The sequence below is a fragment of the Pseudomonas sp. T8 genome, from assembly GCF_024610635.1.
Lineage (GTDB): Bacteria > Pseudomonadota > Gammaproteobacteria > Pseudomonadales > Pseudomonadaceae > Aquipseudomonas > Aquipseudomonas chlororaphis_I.
This window is the reverse complement of record NZ_CP102374.1, coordinates 6,325,397-6,341,946: the sequence shown is the minus strand read 5'-3', so window position 1 is coordinate 6,341,946 and position 16,550 is coordinate 6,325,397. Positions and strand designations below refer to the sequence as shown.

14 protein-coding genes and 1 pseudogene are annotated in these 16,550 nt (G+C 62.5%); 7 read left to right on the top strand and 8 right to left on the bottom strand.

Annotated features, from left to right (window positions below):
• Window positions 1-214 precede the first annotated feature (214 nt).
• Complete coding sequence (locus NRG23_RS29010) at window positions 215-3,163, top strand: HD domain-containing phosphohydrolase (RefSeq protein WP_257373109.1); 2,949 nt, start codon at window positions 215-217, stop codon at window positions 3,161-3,163.
• Between the two features lie 7 nt (window positions 3,164-3,170).
• On the opposite strand, the gene NRG23_RS29005 is transcribed toward NRG23_RS29010, so the two are convergent.
• Window positions 3,171-3,653 carry a GAF domain-containing protein gene (locus tag NRG23_RS29005; RefSeq protein ID WP_009050109.1) on the bottom strand — a complete coding sequence of 161 codons (483 nt, stop codon included), beginning with the start codon at window positions 3,651-3,653 and terminating at the stop codon, window positions 3,171-3,173.
• Window positions 3,650-4,540, bottom strand: a complete 891-nt coding sequence (locus NRG23_RS29000) for an ATP-binding protein (protein WP_009050110.1) — start codon at window positions 4,538-4,540, stop codon at window positions 3,650-3,652. Before NRG23_RS29000 ends, NRG23_RS29005 begins: the two co-directional genes overlap by 4 nt.
• Window positions 4,541-4,704: 164 nt before the next feature.
• Between NRG23_RS29000 and NRG23_RS28995 the strand changes: the two genes are divergently transcribed.
• Window positions 4,705-7,026: a response regulator gene (locus NRG23_RS28995; RefSeq protein WP_009050111.1), complete on the top strand. Its 2,322-nt coding sequence runs from the start codon at window positions 4,705-4,707 to the stop codon at window positions 7,024-7,026.
• Here the strand turns inward: NRG23_RS28995 and NRG23_RS28990 are convergent.
• From NRG23_RS28990 to msrB, 3 genes are all read right to left on the bottom strand, one after another.
• The gene (locus tag NRG23_RS28990) at window positions 7,010-7,471 is read right to left on the bottom strand and encodes a MarR family winged helix-turn-helix transcriptional regulator (RefSeq protein WP_028683058.1); all 462 of its coding nucleotides are present in this window, start codon (window positions 7,469-7,471) and stop codon (window positions 7,010-7,012) included. The genes NRG23_RS28995 and NRG23_RS28990 overlap by 17 nt on opposite strands.
• The gene (locus tag NRG23_RS28985; RefSeq protein WP_009050113.1) at window positions 7,468-7,953 is read right to left on the bottom strand and encodes a glutathione peroxidase; all 486 of its coding nucleotides are present in this window, start codon (window positions 7,951-7,953) and stop codon (window positions 7,468-7,470) included. Before NRG23_RS28985 ends, NRG23_RS28990 begins: the two co-directional genes overlap by 4 nt.
• A gap of 112 nt (window positions 7,954-8,065) precedes the next feature.
• Window positions 8,066-8,458, bottom strand: a complete 393-nt coding sequence (msrB, locus tag NRG23_RS28980; RefSeq protein WP_009050114.1) for a peptide-methionine (R)-S-oxide reductase MsrB — start codon at window positions 8,456-8,458, stop codon at window positions 8,066-8,068.
• A 224-nt stretch (window positions 8,459-8,682) separates the two neighbouring features.
• Here msrB and NRG23_RS28975 point away from each other — a divergent pair, with 224 nt between their 5' ends.
• Complete coding sequence (locus tag NRG23_RS28975) at window positions 8,683-9,894, top strand: pyridoxal phosphate-dependent aminotransferase (protein ID WP_009050115.1); 1,212 nt, start codon at window positions 8,683-8,685, stop codon at window positions 9,892-9,894.
• A gap of 303 nt (window positions 9,895-10,197) precedes the next feature.
• The gene (gene htpX / locus NRG23_RS28970; protein ID WP_007931437.1) at window positions 10,198-11,088 is read left to right on the top strand and encodes a protease HtpX; all 891 of its coding nucleotides are present in this window, start codon (window positions 10,198-10,200) and stop codon (window positions 11,086-11,088) included.
• A gap of 65 nt (window positions 11,089-11,153) precedes the next feature.
• On the opposite strand, the gene NRG23_RS28965 is transcribed toward htpX, so the two are convergent.
• Window positions 11,154-11,810: a thiopurine S-methyltransferase gene (locus NRG23_RS28965; protein ID WP_257373108.1), complete on the bottom strand. Its 657-nt coding sequence runs from the start codon at window positions 11,808-11,810 to the stop codon at window positions 11,154-11,156.
• A gap of 101 nt (window positions 11,811-11,911) precedes the next feature.
• On the opposite strand from NRG23_RS28965, the gene NRG23_RS28960 reads away from it, so the two are divergent.
• The gene (locus tag NRG23_RS28960) at window positions 11,912-12,679 is read left to right on the top strand and encodes a class III extradiol ring-cleavage dioxygenase (RefSeq protein WP_124301947.1); all 768 of its coding nucleotides are present in this window, start codon (window positions 11,912-11,914) and stop codon (window positions 12,677-12,679) included.
• 112 nt (window positions 12,680-12,791) lie between these two features.
• On the opposite strand, the pseudogene NRG23_RS28955 reads toward NRG23_RS28960, so the two are convergent.
• A pseudogene (locus tag NRG23_RS28955) lies at window positions 12,792-14,499 on the bottom strand (DEAD/DEAH box helicase).
• Between the two features lie 85 nt (window positions 14,500-14,584).
• On the opposite strand from NRG23_RS28955, the gene NRG23_RS28950 reads away from it, so the two are divergent.
• Together NRG23_RS28950 and NRG23_RS28945 are read left to right on the top strand one after the other, a co-directional pair.
• Window positions 14,585-14,920: a hypothetical protein gene (locus NRG23_RS28950; RefSeq protein WP_164485202.1), complete on the top strand. Its 336-nt coding sequence runs from the start codon at window positions 14,585-14,587 to the stop codon at window positions 14,918-14,920.
• On the top strand, window positions 14,886-15,677 hold the full coding sequence (locus NRG23_RS28945) for a crotonase/enoyl-CoA hydratase family protein (RefSeq protein WP_257373107.1): 792 nt from the start codon (window positions 14,886-14,888) through the stop codon (window positions 15,675-15,677). The genes NRG23_RS28950 and NRG23_RS28945 overlap by 35 nt, the downstream gene beginning before the upstream one ends.
• A gap of 77 nt (window positions 15,678-15,754) precedes the next feature.
• Here NRG23_RS28945 and NRG23_RS28940 read toward each other — a convergent pair whose 3' ends face one another.
• Complete coding sequence (locus tag NRG23_RS28940) at window positions 15,755-16,510, bottom strand: spermidine synthase (protein ID WP_009050119.1); 756 nt, start codon at window positions 16,508-16,510, stop codon at window positions 15,755-15,757.
• Window positions 16,511-16,550 lie beyond the last annotated feature (40 nt).

Here is a 16,550-nt window from a genome sequence, read left to right as displayed (position 1 = left end):
ATCACCAACGCAACAGCTTGTGTTTGCCGCTAGTTGCCAGATAAATATCAAAAAGCCACTATCCTGTCAGTCGGCCGCAAAAGCCTCATGGCGAGTCTCCATCAGACTGCAATTCGCAACGCCCCCGGAGCCGCCTCCCCTGAGCACAATGCACCTGCCTTAACTATGCTGAGACGTTGAGCTGCGCATCACGCGCCCCCTGGAGAGAGCTGTAATGCCGAGCACGCTGTCGTTCGATAAACGCCGATTTCCTCTCCATGTGCATATCAGCGTGATGTTCACTTGCCTGCTTCTGCTGACCGGCGTGGTGCTGGGCGTTTTCAATTACCAGCAGACCACCCGCATCATCCTTTCCAGCAGCGAAAAACTGTTCCAGCGCATCGAACAGGACGTGCAGCTGGACCTGAAAGCGACCTACGAACCGATTCGCCATCTGCTCAGCCTGCTGGTGGGCAATCCGGCCGTCCAGGCCACCGATCTGGGGCAACGCCTGGCGCTGCTCGGGCCTTTCAGCCAATCGCTCAAGGACAATCCCGAGTTGGCTTCCCTCTATGTGGGTTATGCCGACGGGGACTTTTTCATGGTCCGGCCCTTGCGCAGCCAGGCCTTGAAGGAGGCCCGCCAGGCCCCCGGACCCGCGGCCTATGAAGTCTGGAGCATCGAGCGCGACCGCCATACCGGGCAACTGCATTCACAGTCGCTGTTCTACGACGCCGACCTCGCCCTGGTCAGCCGCCGGGACAATTCCCAGGAAGCCTACGACCCGAGCAGCCGCAACTGGTTTGCCAACGCCAAGGCCGATACCGATCAGATCACCACCGAGCCGTACGTCTTTTTCTCCACCCGCAACGTCGGTACCACCCTCGCCCGCCGCAGTGGCCATAACGCGGTGATGGGCGCCGACCTGACCCTGGAACAACTCTCGGCCACCCTGGCCAAGCATCGGGTCACGCCCAGCACTGAAATCGCCCTGGTGGATGGCAATGGCCATGCCGTGGCTTATCCGGACAGCCGTCGCCTGATCGTCGAAGAACAGAGTGCCCGGCTGATCCGCGCCAACGACCTGAACCCGGCCCTCGATGCGCTGTTGCAGGGCAAGGCCCAGGGTAATCGCCTGCGACTCAAGGATCGCCAATGGATAGTTGCCAGTCGTCATCTGCAGGAAGGTGGGCCCCGTGGCTTGCAGCTGGCGCTGCTGGTGCCCGAGGACGAGTTGCTGGCGGACGCCTATCGCATGCGCTGGCAAGGCGCGCTGATCACCCTGAGCATTCTGCTGCTGTGCCTGCCACTCGGCTGGCTGACCTCACGGGTGCTGGTCAGGCCGTTGCGCGCCCTGGTGCAGGAAGCCGACGCCGTCCGCAGCTTCGATTTCAACTACCCGCTGACCCGCCGCTCGCCGGTGCTGGAAGTCGACCAGTTGAGCGTGTCGATGGCCCGCATGAAAGACACCCTGGCCAGCTTTTTTGAAATCACCGCCAGCCTTTCCGCGGAAACCCGCTTCGACCCGCTGCTGCAACGGGTGCTGTTTGAAACCATGAAGATCGGCCAGGCCCAGGCCGGGCTGATCTACCTGCGGGAAAACGAAGGCATGAGCCTGGAGCCTCACGGCCTGATCATCGCCGGCAATGTCCAGGACCTGCCGGCATTCGACATACGGAGCCAGGATGCCCAGCACGACGCAAGCCCGGTGTGGCTGCGGCAACTGGCGAACAGCGAGAACGTGGTCACGACCCTGGGGTTCGAGCAGGCGGCCGACCTGCAAAGCGTGCTGCTGGCCATGAATTGCCCCAGCGTCCATCTGATCGGTATCCGCCTGCACAATCGTCACAACGAAACCGTCGGCATCCTTGTCCTGCTGTTGGCCGACAGCGGCCAGGAAGCCGACCTGGAAAAGCTGCGCCCGGACCGCATCGCTTTCTTGCAGGCAGTCTCCGGCGCCGCGGCGGTCAGCATCGACAGCCAGCGCTTGCAGAACCGGCAAAAACAATTGCTCGACGCCTTCATCCAACTGCTGGCCGGGGCGATCGATGCCAAGAGCCCGTACACCGGCGGGCATTGCCAGCGGGTGCCGGCGCTGACCCTGATGCTGGCCCAGGCCGCCGCGGCCAGCCAGCAACCGCCGTTCAGCGCCTACCAGCCCACCGAGGACGAGTGGGAGGCGTTGCATATCGCGGCCTGGCTGCACGATTGCGGCAAGATCACGACCCCCGAGTACGTGGTGGACAAGGCCACCAAGCTGGAAACCCTGAACGACCGCATCCACGAGATCCGCACCCGCTTCGAGGTGCTCAAGCGCGATCTCTGGATCGACTATTGGCAGGCTCGTGCCCAGGGTGGCGATGAGGCTTCGCTGGCGGCGATCCGCGATGCCGGCCTGGCGGAACTGGACGACGACTTTGCCTTTATCGCCCGCTGCAACCTCGGCAGCGAAGCCATGGCCGAGGCCGATCTGCAACACCTGGAACGAATTGCCCAACGCACCTGGAGCCGCACCCTGGACGATCGCCTGGGCGTGTCCTGGGAAGAAAACCGCCGCCAGCAACGTACCCCGGCGGCGCCCCTGCCGGTCATCGAACCGCTGCTGGCCGACAAGCCCGAGCATCTGATCGAACGCAACCCTTGCGAGCTGATTCCGGCGGACAATCCCTGGGGCTTCAAGCTCGATGTGCCGCCCTACAAGTACAACCGTGGCGAGCTGTACAACCTGAAAATCGGCAAAGGCACCCTGACCCGTGAAGAGCGCTACGTGATCAATCACCACATGGTGCAGACCATCCGGATGCTCAGCCACCTGCCCTTCCCCAGCCACTTGAACAGCATCACCGAGATCGCCGGCGGCCATCACGAGAAAATGGATGGCACCGGTTATCCCAGGCAGCTGAAACGGGAGCAGATGAGCCTGCCGGCGCGGATGATGGCGATCGCCGATATCTTCGAAGCGCTGACCGCGGCCGATCGCCCCTACAAGAAGGGCAAGACCCTGAGCGAAGCGCTGGGCATCATGGCGACCATGTGCCGCGATGCCCATATCGATCCACAGCTGTTCGAGCTGTTTATCCAGACCGGGATCTACCAGCAGTACGCCGACCGCTTCATGGAACCGCAGCAGATCGATGGAGTAGACCCCGAGGGCGTGCTGGGCAAGGCCGGGCTCAGGGCCTGACGCGGGTTCAGCAGTCGGTCAGGCGCAGGAAAATTGCCGCCAGGCGCTCGATGCCGGCCTGATCCTCGAGGGTGAAGCGGGCGATTTTCGGGCTGTCCAGGTCCAGCACGCCGATCAGCCGTCCAGCCTTGACCAGGGGCACCACCAGCTCACTGTTGGAAGCGCTGTCGCAGGCGATATGCCCGGGGAACGCGTGCACATCCTCGACCCGCTGGGTCTGCAGGCTCGCCGCGGCCGCACCGCACACGCCACGCCCGAAGGGAATGCGCACACAGGCGATCTGGCCCTGGAACGGGCCGAGCACCAGTTCCTCGTTGCGATTGAGGTAGAACCCAGCCCAGTTCAAGTCGTCCAGCTGATTGAACAGAAACGCCGAGAATTGCGCGGCGTTGGCGATGAAATCACGCTCGTCGGCCAGCAACGATTCCAGCTGGGCGCACAGCAAGGCATAGCCGTCCAGGCCTTTGCCGGTGTTCTGCAGATCGATCATGCTTTTTGCTCCAACAACTGCAAACCTACCCAGTAGCGCGCGAACTGATACGCGCAGCGACCATTGCGATTGCCGCGGCCGGTGGCCCAGCGCACGGCGAGGATGTCCAGGGCTTCGTCACGCTGCCATTGCAGGCCAGCCTTGCTTCCCAACTCGCCGATCCAGTGCTCGACCACGTTCAGGTAATGCTCCTGGGTGAAGGGATAGAACGACAGCCACAGGCCGAAGCGGTCCGACAGGGCAATCTTGTCTTCCACTGCCTCGCTCGGGTGCAGCTCGCCATCGACGCGCTTCCAGTTCTCGTTGTCGCTTTCCTTCTCCGGCACCAGGTGCCGGCGGTTGGAGGTGGCATACAGCAGCACGTTGTCCGGGGCCTGCTCCAGCGAGCCGTCGAGCACGCTCTTGAGTACCCGGTAGTCGCCCTCGCCCGACTCGAACGACAGGTCGTCGCAGAACAGCACGAAACGCTGCGGCAGCTTGACCAGTTGCTCCACCACCCGCGGCAGGTCGGCCAGGTGATCGCGCTCGATTTCGATCAGGCGCAGGCCATGCTCGGCATGCTCGGCCAGCAGCGCGCGGACCAGCGACGATTTACCGGTGCCGCGCGAGCCCCACAACAAGGCGTGGTTGGCCGGCAGGCCATCGAGAAACTGCCGGGTATTGCGCCCCAACTGGTCGCGCTGGTTGTCGACGCCGATCAGGTCGGACAAGCGCATGTCCAGGCTGACCTCCAGCGGCAGCAGAAAACCGCTGCGGCCTTCACGCTGCCAGCGCGCGGCCAGGCATTGGCTCCAGTCGATGGCTTGTCGCGGCGCAGGCAACAGCGGCTCGATACGCGCCAGAACCGCGTCGGCGCGTTCAAGAAAAGCATTCAATCGAGATTCCACGACTTCTCCTCGGGCAGGTTCCCAGTAATGATGTGGCACGCAGACGAAACGACCTTCCGCCGCCCAGGTCTACCGCAGGCGAACGGCGCCGGGCCCTGCCGGAACACACTGACGATCAGCTATGCTTGCCCAGCGAAGGGAAACGGAAATTGGTTCAACACCCCATGGACATCAAGTTCACCAACCGCCTGTCTTACAAGCAAGCCAGGCTCACTGTGCTGGTCGGGTTTGTCCTGGGGACGGCGCTCAGTCTGCTGCAAATCGGCATCGATTATGCCAGCGAAGATGCCTCCATCAACCGGGAAATCAACGCGCTCCTGGAAATCAGCCACAATCCGGCCTCGCGTATCGCCTACAACATCGACTCCGAGCTCGCCCAGGAGCTGACGCTCGGCCTGCTGCGCTCGCCGGCGATCATCCGCGCCCGGCTGATCGACAACAACGACACTTTGCTGGCCAACGTCACCCGACCGGCCCAGCAAAGCCCCTACCGGATGCTCAGCGACTTCCTGTTCGGCGCCAAGCGCGAGTTCCAGGACCGCCTGTACCTCGATCACCTGCCCTCGGAATCCCTCGGCGTCCTGCACCTGGAAGTCGACACCTACTCGTTCGGCAGCCGCTTCCTGCGCCGTGCGGAAATCACCCTGATCAACGGTTTCATGCGCAGCCTAATCCTCACCGGGCTGCTCCTGGCGCTGTTCTACGTGATGCTGACCAAACCCCTGGTCGGCGTCATTCGCGAGCTCAGCGGCCGCGATCCGCGCAACCCCGACCAGACGCGACTGGACTTTCCGCCCAGCCACGAACAGGACGAGATCGGCGTACTGGTCAAGGTCGCCAACCAGCAGTTCGACAACATGGCCACCGAGATCCAGCAACGGCGCAATGCCGAAAACCGCCTGACCGACTACCTCGGGCAGCTGGAAAATATCGTCTCGGCGCGCACCACCGAGCTCAAGGCGATCAACGACCGGCTGAGCCAGTCCAACGAAGAGCTGGAAATCGCTCGTAGTACCGCCCTCGACATGGCCCAGGCGCGAGCCGCTTTCCTGGCCAACATGAGCCATGAAATCCGCACGCCGCTCAATGGCTTGCTGGGCATGATCGCCCTGTCGCTGGACAGTCCGCTGAACGCCGAACAACGCCAGCAACTGTCGATCGCCCACGACTCCGGCAAAGTGCTGGTGGAGCTGCTCAACGATATTCTCGACATGTCCAAGTTCGACGCCGGCCAGTTGGAGCTGGAGCGCATCCCCTTCGACCTCGGGGTGCTGGTGGAGGACACCGCCAACCTGCTGTCGCAGAACGCCGCGCCGAGTGTCGAGCTGGCCTGCCTGATCGAGCCGGAGTTCCCGGCGCTGGTCCTCGGCGACCCCACGCGCGTGCGGCAGATCGTCAGCAACCTGCTGTCCAACGCCCTCAAGTTCACCCGCTTCGGCCGTGTCGATGTGCGCCTGCGTAGGCTCGAAGACGGGGTCAGGATCGAAGTCTGCGACACCGGCATCGGCATCGCCCGCGAGGCCCAGGTGAAGATCTTCCAGCCCTATACCCAGGCCGGCGCCGGGATCACCCGGCAATACGGCGGCACCGGCCTGGGCCTGGCGCTGACCTACAACCTCTGCGAAGCCATGCAGGGGCGCCTGAGCATCAGCTCGGAAGTGGGGTTTGGCAGCCAGTTCTGTGCCGACCTGCCGCTGCCCTGCCACACGCCTGCCAGCCCACCGTCGCCTCTGCACGGCCAGGTCCTGGCCATTACCTCCGAAGGCAGCGGGCTGGCCGAACTGCTGAGCGTGCAGTTGCCGTTCTGGGGGCTGGAATATCGGCGCTGCGATCTCGATGAATCACTGCTCGGGCAGAAGCCGGACCTGTTGATCACCGACTGCCCGGAATGCCTGTTCGGCCTGCGCCCGAGCATCAGCGCGCCGATTCTGCTGGTCACCGCCTACGGCAGTTTCCTGCCCAGCGAAGAAGCCAGCGCCCTGGCGCCGTTGCAGCAACAGGCGCGGCCATTGGCGCGCAACGCCCTGTATCAGACCCTGCGCCGGGCCCTGCTGGCCGAAACCGCGGTGATCAATGAAACCCAGTTGGAAACCCTGGCGCCCCTGCGCCGCGCCTTCATCCTGCTGGTGGAGGACAACCCGGTGAACCAGTTGGTGGCCAAAGGCATGCTGAGCAAGCTCGGCTGCGAAGTGACGGTCGCCTCCCAGGGCGCCGAAGCCCTGGACGTGCTGGAGCACCAGCATTTCGACCTGGTGCTGATGGACTGCAACATGCCGGTGATGGATGGCTACGAGGCCAGCCGGCAGATCCGCCGCAGCGGCCGCTGGCCGGACCTGCCGATCGTCGCCCTGACCGCCAATGCCATGCCCGAAGAGCGCGAGCGCTGCCGGGCCGCGGGCATGAGCGACTACCTGGCCAAACCCTTCCGCCGTGAAGAGCTGATCGCCCTCTTGGACCTCTGGGTGCCGACTACGACAGCGCTTTGACCTGAGCCAGCAGACGGTCCAGGCCATTGCGCAATTCGCTCAGGCTGTCGAGGTCGACACCGCTGTCGCATAACAACGCTGCCTTGAGCGGTGGTACCTGATCGCGCAGGGCCAGGCCGGCCTCGCTCAGGCTCAGGTGCACCTCGCGCTCGTCGCGGGACGAACGCTGGCGCTGCACCAGTTGCAGCTGTTCAAGGCGCTTGAGCAGCGGTGTCAGGGTCCCGGAATCCAGCGCCAGGCGCTCCCCTAGTGCCTTGACCGTCGGCAGCTCTGGCGGCGTGGCCTGCCATTCCCAGAGCACCAACATCACCAGGTACTGCGGATAGGTCAGTCCCAACTGGTCGAGCATCGGCTTGTAGCCCCGCACTACGGCCCGCGAGGCGGCGTACAGCTTGAAGCACAACTGGCTGTCGAGTTTCAGCGAATCGGCGGACAGGTCGGTCATTGGAGCAGGGCTTCGATCTCGCGGGTCAGGTCCTGGGGTTTGGTGGCCGGGGCGAAACGCTTGACCAGCGCGCCGTCCTTGCCGATCAGGAACTTGGTGAAGTTCCACTTGATGCCCTGGGAACCCAATACCCCCGGCGCGCGTTTTTTCAACTGCACGAACAGTGGATGCGCCTCGGCGCCATTGACGTCGATCTTCTTGAACAGCGGAAAGCTGACGCCGTAGTTCAGCTCGCAGAACTCGGAAATCGCCCCTTCGTTGCCCGGCTCCTGCTTGCCGAACTGATTGCAGGGAAAGCCCAGCACCACCAGGCCCCGGTCCTTGTAGGTCTGCCACAGTTCTTCCAGGCCCTTGTACTGCGGGGTGAAACCGCACTTGCTCGCGGTGTTGACCACCAGCACGGCCTTGCCGGCGAAGTCGGCCAGGGTCTTTTGCTCACCCTTGATGGTGGTGCACGGAATGTTCAGCAATGTGTCACTCATGGCGCGGACTCCAGAAACGAAAGGTGCGACAAAAATAGCGTTCAATTAAATTGTGTGCAATTTAATTAGCCAAAAAGCGATTTCGAAAAATCGCCTTGGGCGCCCACTACGATCAGCGTGGAACCAGGTCCAGGCACACCGAGTTGATGCAGTAGCGCAGGCCGGTCGGCGGCGGACCGTCCGGAAATACATGCCCCAGGTGCGCATCGCATTTGGCGCAGACCACTTCGGTGCGGATCATGCCGTGGCTCAGGTCACGGATCTCGACCATGGCGCTCTCGCCGATCGGCTCGTAGAAGCTCGGCCAGCCACAACCGGAGTCGAATTTGGCCTTGGAGTCGAACAGTGGCGCATTGCAGCAGATGCAGTGATACACACCGTCGGTCTTGGTGGCGTTGTACTTGCCCGAGAACGGCCGTTCGGTGCCTTTGAGGCGGCAGACGTTGTACTGCTCCGGATCGAGCATGGCACGCCATTCTTCAAGGGTTTTTTCCAGCTTTTCCATGGTCCTTCCTCTGCAACTGAAAAAGCCCGATCTGTATCTTTTCCACGGATCGGGCGGCACGTATGATTGCGCCTCGTTAGACGCCAGTCTGGCAGCCGTGTTACACGGGTTCAAACGGATTTTGCCGCCGCGAACCCAGGCTTCAGGCCTGTGTGCAAACGCAGGATTCCCAGTACGGTAGCTCACTCACCGTCTGGATCGTTCATTTTCGGGAACACATCGCCATGCAGGTCAGCAAATCGAACAAGCTCGCCAACGTCTGTTATGACATTCGCGGCCCAGTGCTCAAGCACGCCAAACGCCTGGAAGAGGAAGGCCATCGCATCCTCAAGCTGAACATCGGCAACCCGGCGCCTTTTGGTTTCGAAGCGCCGGACGAAATTCTCCAGGACGTGATCCGCAACCTGCCGACCGCACAGGGCTACAGCGACTCCAAGGGCCTGTTCAGCGCCCGCAAGGCAGTCATGCAGTACTACCAGCAAAAGCAGGTGGAAGGCGTCGGCATCGAAGACATCTACCTGGGCAACGGCGTTTCCGAACTGATCGTCATGGCCATGCAGGCCCTGCTCAACAACGGTGACGAAGTGCTGGTACCGGCTCCGGACTACCCGCTGTGGACCGCGGCCGTGAGCCTGGCCGGCGGCAACCCGGTGCACTACCTGTGCGACGAGCAGGCCAACTGGTGGCCGGACATCGCCGACATCAAGGCCAAGATCACCCCGAACACCAAGGCCCTGGTGATCATCAACCCGAACAACCCGACCGGCGCGGTATACCCCAAGGAAGTGTTGCTGGAGATGCTCGAACTGGCGCGCCAGCACAACCTGGTGGTGTTCTCCGACGAGATCTACGACAAGATCCTCTACGATGACGCTGTGCACGTCTGCACCGCCTCCCTGGCGCCGGACCTGCTGTGCCTGACCTTCAACGGCCTGTCCAAGTCCTACCGGGTGGCCGGTTTCCGTTCCGGCTGGGTGGCCATTTCCGGTCCCAAGCACCACGCCCAGAGCTACATCGAAGGCATCGACATGCTGGCCAACATGCGCCTGTGCGCCAACGTGCCGAGCCAGCACGCCATCCAAACCGCGCTGGGCGGCTATCAGAGCATCAACGACCTGGTGCTGCCGCCGGGCCGCCTGCTGGAACAGCGCAACCGCACCTGGGAACTGCTCAACGACATCCCCGGCGTCAGCTGCGTCAAGCCCATGGGCGCACTGTACGCCTTCCCGAAAATCGACCCGAAAGTCTGCCCGATCCACAACGATGAGAAGTTCGTCCTGGACCTGCTGCTCTCGGAGAAACTGTTGGTGGTTCAGGGCACCGCCTTCAACTGGCCATGGCCGGACCACTTCCGTGTCGTGACATTGCCACGGGTCGATGACCTGGAACAGGCGATCGGCCGTATCGGCAGCTTCCTCAAGTCGTATCGCCAGTAAGCCTTGCGACGCAGTGCGACCGCCCCGGGTCGCACTGCGATTAATTCAGCAACACTTCTGTACTCCCTGCTGCGCCTACCCTTCTGTATCTTTGCCTTGCACCTCGTGCCCAGTGGTAACACGCCTCTGAAGCGCTGGTCAGCTTCCGGTGCCTTCCCCACCTGCGACAGAAAGCTCATGCAAGCGTCTAAAATCAGCCTGCAGGACACAGTTTGAAATAGTCACCCGGTTGAATAGGCCGGTGCCGCACCTTATATACCCCGCAGAACGCTACATCTTTAGCATGAGGAGATTTCTACAACCATGATGCGCATCCTGCTGTTCTTGGCCACTAACCTGGCGGTCGTGCTGATTGCCAGCATCACCCTGAGCCTTTTCGGCTTCAACGGGTTCATGGCGGCCAATGGGGTTGATCTCAACCTCAATCAGCTGCTGGTTTTCTGTGCGGTCTTTGGTTTCGCCGGCTCCCTGTTCTCGCTGTTCATCTCCAAGTGGATGGCGAAAATGAGCACCAGCACCCAGATCATTACTCAGCCTCGTACTCGTCATGAGCAATGGCTGCTGCAAACCGTCGAGCAACTGTCCCGCGAAGCCGGGATCAAGATGCCAGAAGTCGGTATTTTCCCGGCCTACGAGGCCAACGCCTTCGCCACCGGCTGGAACAAGAACGACGCACTGGTCGCGGTGAGCCAGGGCCTGCTCGAGCGCTTCTCGCCCGATGAAGTGAAAGCCGTGCTGGCCCACGAGATCGGTCACGTGGCCAACGGCGACATGGTTACCCTGGCGCTGATCCAGGGCGTGGTGAACACCTTCGTGATGTTCTTTGCGCGCATCATCGGCAACTTCGTCGACAAGGTGATTTTCAAGAACGAAGAAGGCCAGGGTATCGCCTACTACATCGCGACCATCTTCGCCGAACTGGTCCTGGGCATCCTGGCCAGCGCCATCGTCATGTGGTTCTCGCGCAAGCGCGAATTCCGTGCCGACGAAGCCGGCGCGCAACTGGCCGGTACCGCGGCAATGATCGGCGCCCTGCAACGCCTGCGCTCGGAACAGGGCCTGCCGGTGCACATGCCCGACACCCTGAATGCCTTCGGCATCAACGGTGGCCTCAAGCAAGGCCTGGCTCGCATGTTCATGAGCCACCCGCCGCTGGAAGAGCGTATCGACGCACTGAGTCGTCGTCGCGGATAACGCTGGCGCAACACAAAAAAGGGCGACCCAGGTCGCCCTTTTTTATTGCCCGTGAAAACCGGAACTCAGGGTGCCAGCAAGCGATAGACCCGCTCTTCGAGGCGGGTCACGCCGCCCTGGAGAAACTTCCAGCTCTCGCCAAGAATGTCCCGCTCCTCCTCGACCCGCAGCTGCCAGCGTTTACCGAGCAAGGCCTTGACCTCGTCATCGAGCACCGCGAAAGGCGGCCCCGCCATCAACGCCTGATCGTAATCCAGGGTGATCAGCAGCCCCTGGCAGCCCTGGGGCAGAATGGACTGCAAATGCGCCGCATACCGCTCGCGCATCTCCGGCGGCAAGGCGATCAACGCCGCCCGGTCGTACAACGCCTGGCAGTCGGCGACATCCGTGGCCCGCAGGGCAAAAAAATCGCCGCACCAGAGCTGGATCGGACCGTACTCATAGACCTTGAACCCACCTCGAAGGCTGACCTGCGGCTGCAACTGCTGTTCGCTGAAAAAGTCCTGGATGGCCTTCTCCGACAACTCGATACCCAGCACCTGATGGCCCTGACTGGCCAGCCAGCTCAGGTCCAGGCTCTTGCCGCACAGCGGCACCAGCACCCGCGAACCCGGCGCCAGCTCCAGTTGGGGCCAGTAGCGCTGCAGATAAGGATTAACCTCGGACAAATGGAAGCCGATCTGATTCTGCTCCCACCGTTTGTGCCAAAACTCTGGCTGCATAAATCACCCTGAAATTCGATCAAAAACCACAAAAACTTATATTAGATTTAGATCAATGATCTGATTGAAGATGGTGCATCTTAACGCTCAGGACCTCATTCATGCTCCCTAGCCTGTTCATCTCCCATGGATCGCCGATGCTTGCCCTGGAACCCGGCGCCAGCGGCCCGGCCCTCACCCGCCTGGCCGCCGAGCTGCCACGTCCCAAGGCCATAGTGGTGGTATCGGCCCACTGGGAAAGCCAGGACCTGCGGGTCAGTAGCAACCCACAACCGCAAACCTGGCATGACTTCGGTGGTTTCCCCGCGGCGCTGTTCGCCGTGCAATACCCGGCCCCCGGCCAGCCTGAACTGGCGGAACAGGTGGCACAGCTGCTCAGGGCCGACGGCCTGCCGGCGCAGCTCGACGACCAGCGCCCGTTCGACCATGGGGTCTGGGTGCCGCTGTCGCTGATGTACCCACAGGCGGACATTCCGGTGGTCCAGGTTTCCCTGCCCAGCCGAATGGGCCCGGCCTTGCAGACTCAGGTCGGCCATGCCCTGTCCAGCCTGCGACAACAAGGGGTGCTATTGATCGGCTCGGGCAGCATTACCCACAACCTGCGCGAACTGGACTGGCACGCCGGCCCGGAAAGCGTCGAGCCCTGGGCCAAGGCTTTTCGCGACTGGATGATCGAGAAACTCGCCGCCAACGACGAAGCCGCGCTGCACGATTACCGTCGCCAGGCACCGAATGCCGTGCGCAGCCATCCCAGCGATGAACACCTGCTGCCGCTGTATTTCGCCAGAGGCGCCGGCGGCGACTTCAGCATCGCCCATCAAGGCTTCACCATGGGCGCGCTGGGCATGGATATCTATCGCTTCGGTTGATGCCACTGTCGGGCATGAAGCCTGGCGAGCCCTACCGGATCAAAACACCAGGCAAAAAAAATCCCCGCACCAGGCGGGGATTTTTTCGTTCAACCGATCAGCTCAGCGCCGATCAGTCTTCGCGATAACGACGCAGCTTCAGCTGCTTGCCGGCCACGCGAGTGTCCTTCAGTTTGGTCAGCAGACGCTCCAGACCTTCCTCCGGCAGCTCGACCAGGCTGAAGCTGTCACGCACCTGGATGCGACCGATGGCTTCGCGGGCCAGGCCGCCTTCGTTGAGGATGGCGCCCAGCAGGTTCTTGGCCGCGATACCGTCACGCGCGCCCAGCGCGGTACGGCAACGGGCACGACCTTCAGCCAGAGGCATCGGTGCACGACGCTCACGCTCGCCGCGATCAGGACGATCGCCGGAACGCTCGGGACGGTCGCCACGTGGCGCGCTGTTCGGCACCAGTGGGCGTTCCTTCTCGATCGCTGCCAGGTTCAGCGCCTGACCGTTGGTGGCCTTGCGCAGCAGGGCCGCGGCCAGGGCACGCGGGCTGCAACCGATATCGGCGGTCAGGCGATCGAGCAGATCACCGTGGGTCGATTCAGCGTCAGCCACCAGCGGCGACAGGCTGTTGGTCAGCTTCTTGATGCGCGCATCGAGAACGGCTTGGGCGTCCGGCAGACGAACCTCGGCCACCTTCTGACCGGTTACACGCTCGATCACTTGCAGCATGCGGCGCTCGCGTGGAGTCACCAGCAGCAGCGCACGACCTTCGCGACCGGCACGGCCGGTACGGCCGATACGGTGCACGTAGGATTCCGGGTCGTACGGCATGTCCACGTTGAATACGTGGGTGATGCGCGGTACGTCCAGGCCACGGGCGGCAACGTCGGTCGCCACAACGATGTCCAGGCGACCATCCTTGAGGGAGTCGATCACGCGCTCACGCTGGTTCTGGGCGATGTCGCCGTTCAGCGCAGCGGCCTTGTAGCCTTTGGCTTCCAGGGCACTGGCCAGGTCCAGGGTCGCTTGCTTGGTGCGCACGAACATGATCAGGGCGTCGAAATCTTCCACTTCCAGCAGGCTGAGAACGGCAGAAGTCTTCTGGTCAGCGTGAACCAACAGGTGAGCCTGTTCGATCGCGGTGACGGTCTGGGTCTTGCTCTGGATCTTGACGTGTTTCGGGTCCTTCAGGTGACGCTCGGCGATCGCACGGATCGACTGCGGCAAGGTGGCCGAGAACAGTACGGTCTGGCGGGTTTCCGGCATGGCCTTGAAGATCACTTCCAGGTCATCCATGAAGCCCAGCTTGAGCATTTCGTCGGCTTCGTCGAGAACCAGGTGGTTCACCGTAGCCAGGACTTTTTCGTCGCGACGCAGGTGGTCGCACAGACGGCCCGGAGTGGCGACAACGATCTGTGCGCCATTACGGATTGCTTTCAGTTGTGGGCCCATCGGCGCGCCGCCGTAGACAGCCACAACAGTTACGCCCGGCATTTGCTTGGCGTAGGTTTCGAAAGCGGTTGCAACTTGCAGCGCCAACTCACGGGTTGGGGCCAGGATCAGAGCTTGCGGCTCGCGCTTGGACGGATCAATGCGGTGCAGGATAGGCAGGGCGAACGCGGCGGTCTTACCGGTACCGGTTTGCGCCTGGCCAATCATATCGTGACCGGCGAGGATGATCGGGATCGACTGCTGCTGAATGGCCGAAGGCTCTTCATAGCCGGTAGCGACTACTGCAGCGACAATATTGGGATGAAGTTCAAGAGCGGCGAAGCCGCCGATTTCCTGGGTCATGGGTCTGCCTCTAAGTGCATCCGCAAAGACCCATGCTCCAAAGCTGCGCATGCCGTGTAAGACTCAAGAGTCACCCTGGCAGCTTTGTCGGCGGGGATTTGCGAAAACGATTGAAAGAAATGAACGTCAAGGATAGTCCGCGCAGCGGACAAGCAGCCGAAGCTGACTTCGGGGAATTGCATCACCTAAACGAGGCCCGGTTAAAGGCCGGCGCGCACTATACCGGAATTACTCAAAAAAGGGAGTTTTTTTTATCGGAAAAACCCGCTGAATACCTAGTTGTCACAGGCTTTGCGGATAATCCGGCAAAGGTCTATTTTGCACAGGCCCACGCCTGTCGGGGGATGACGCTTAAACGGTTCATCTTGCCGGCCGATACCGTCGGTCCGAGACACTCTTTACCGTCCGAGGAAATGCCCCATGAGCCAGCCCAGTTGCAGTCGCGTCAGCCGTGAACAACGTGGTCATCTCTTCCTCATCGGCCTGGACCGGGTCGCCAAGCGCAACGCCTTCGACCTGCAGTTGCTCGATCAACTCAGCCTGGCCTATGGCGAGTTCGAGGCCTGTGCCGAAGCCCGAGTCGCCGTGGTGTTCGGCCATGGCGAGCACTTCACCGCGGGGCTGGACCTGGCCAATGTCGGAGCCAAGCTCGCCAAAGGCTGGCAGGCGCCGGCCGGCGGTTGCGATCCCTGGGGCGTCTTCGCCGGGCCACGGGTCAGCAAACCGGTGATAGTCGCGGTGCAGGGCTACTGCCTGACCATAGGCATCGAGCTGATGCTGGCGGCGGACATCAACCTGTGCGCCAGCAATACCCGCTTCGCCCAGCTGGAAGTGCAACGCGGCATCTTTCCGTTCGGTGGCGCCACCCTGCGCCTGCATCAGATCGCCGGCTGGGGCAACGCCATGCGCTGGTTGCTCACCGGCGACGAATTCGACGCCCATGAAGCCCTGCGCCTGGGGCTGGTGCAGGAAGTCATGGCCAGCGAAGACCTGCTGCCCCGCGCCCTGGCTCTCGCCGAACGGATCGCCAGCCAGGCGCCGCTGGGGGTTCAGGCGACCCTGATGTCGGCCCGGCAAGCCCGGCTCGAAGGGGAAAGCGCGGCGGCGCAGGGGCTGCCGTCGCTGGTGAAGAAGCTATTGAACAGCGAGGACGCCAAGGAAGGTGTACGAGCGATGGTCGAGAAGCGGCCGGGGGTGTTCAAGGGGTGTTGAACGCTTCAGGCAGTTGCCAAATGTGAGGCCTTATCGCGGGCAAGCCTCGCTCCTACAGATGCGCTCGGCCAACCGACTCAGGTCGCCGGCCGAATGCACTTGATCAACGACTGCAACGAATAGCCCAGGCGCGGCGCCAGCGCCTCGGCCCGGGCGCTCAGGCCGTCCATGTCCAGATCCTGGTCCAGGTCGGACGGCACGATCAGAATCACGTTGCCCTCCTTCACCGGCAGCTCCCAGTAATGCCGGTGGTAAAGCCCACGCAGCAAGGCCGCCCCCAGTGGCTTGCCATCGTCGGTGGCCCACTGGTTGATCACCAGCCAGCCGCCCGGGTTGAGGCGCTTCTGGCAGTTTTCCAGGAAGCCCCAGGCCAGGTGCCCGACGCCCGGTCCGACGTCGGTATACAGGTCGACGAAAATCAGGTCCGCCGACTCGGCGCTGTCCAGCAGTTCGAGCGCATCGCCGACCCGGATATAGAGACGCGGATCGTCATCCAGCCCCAGGTACTCGATGGCCAGGCGCGGTACGTCGGGGCGCAACTCGATGGCCTCGACATCTTCCAGCGGCAAGAACTTGAGGCAGGCCTGGGTCAGGGTGCCAGCGCCCAGGCCGAGAAACAGCGCACTCTCGGGCTGTTCATGGCACAGCGCGCCGATCAGCATGGCCCGGGTGTAGTCGTACTCCAGCCAGCTCGGGTCGGCGGTAAACACGCAGCTCTGCTCGATGGCATCGCCAAATTCGAGGAAGCGGTAATCCGCCACTTCCAGTACCCGAATCATGCCGAACTCATCGTGCACTTCGGCGAGCAGGCGCTCGACGCGCTCCTCAGTCATCTCTTCTCCTAGCCGCGACGGGGCTCAACCTCGCCGTCGC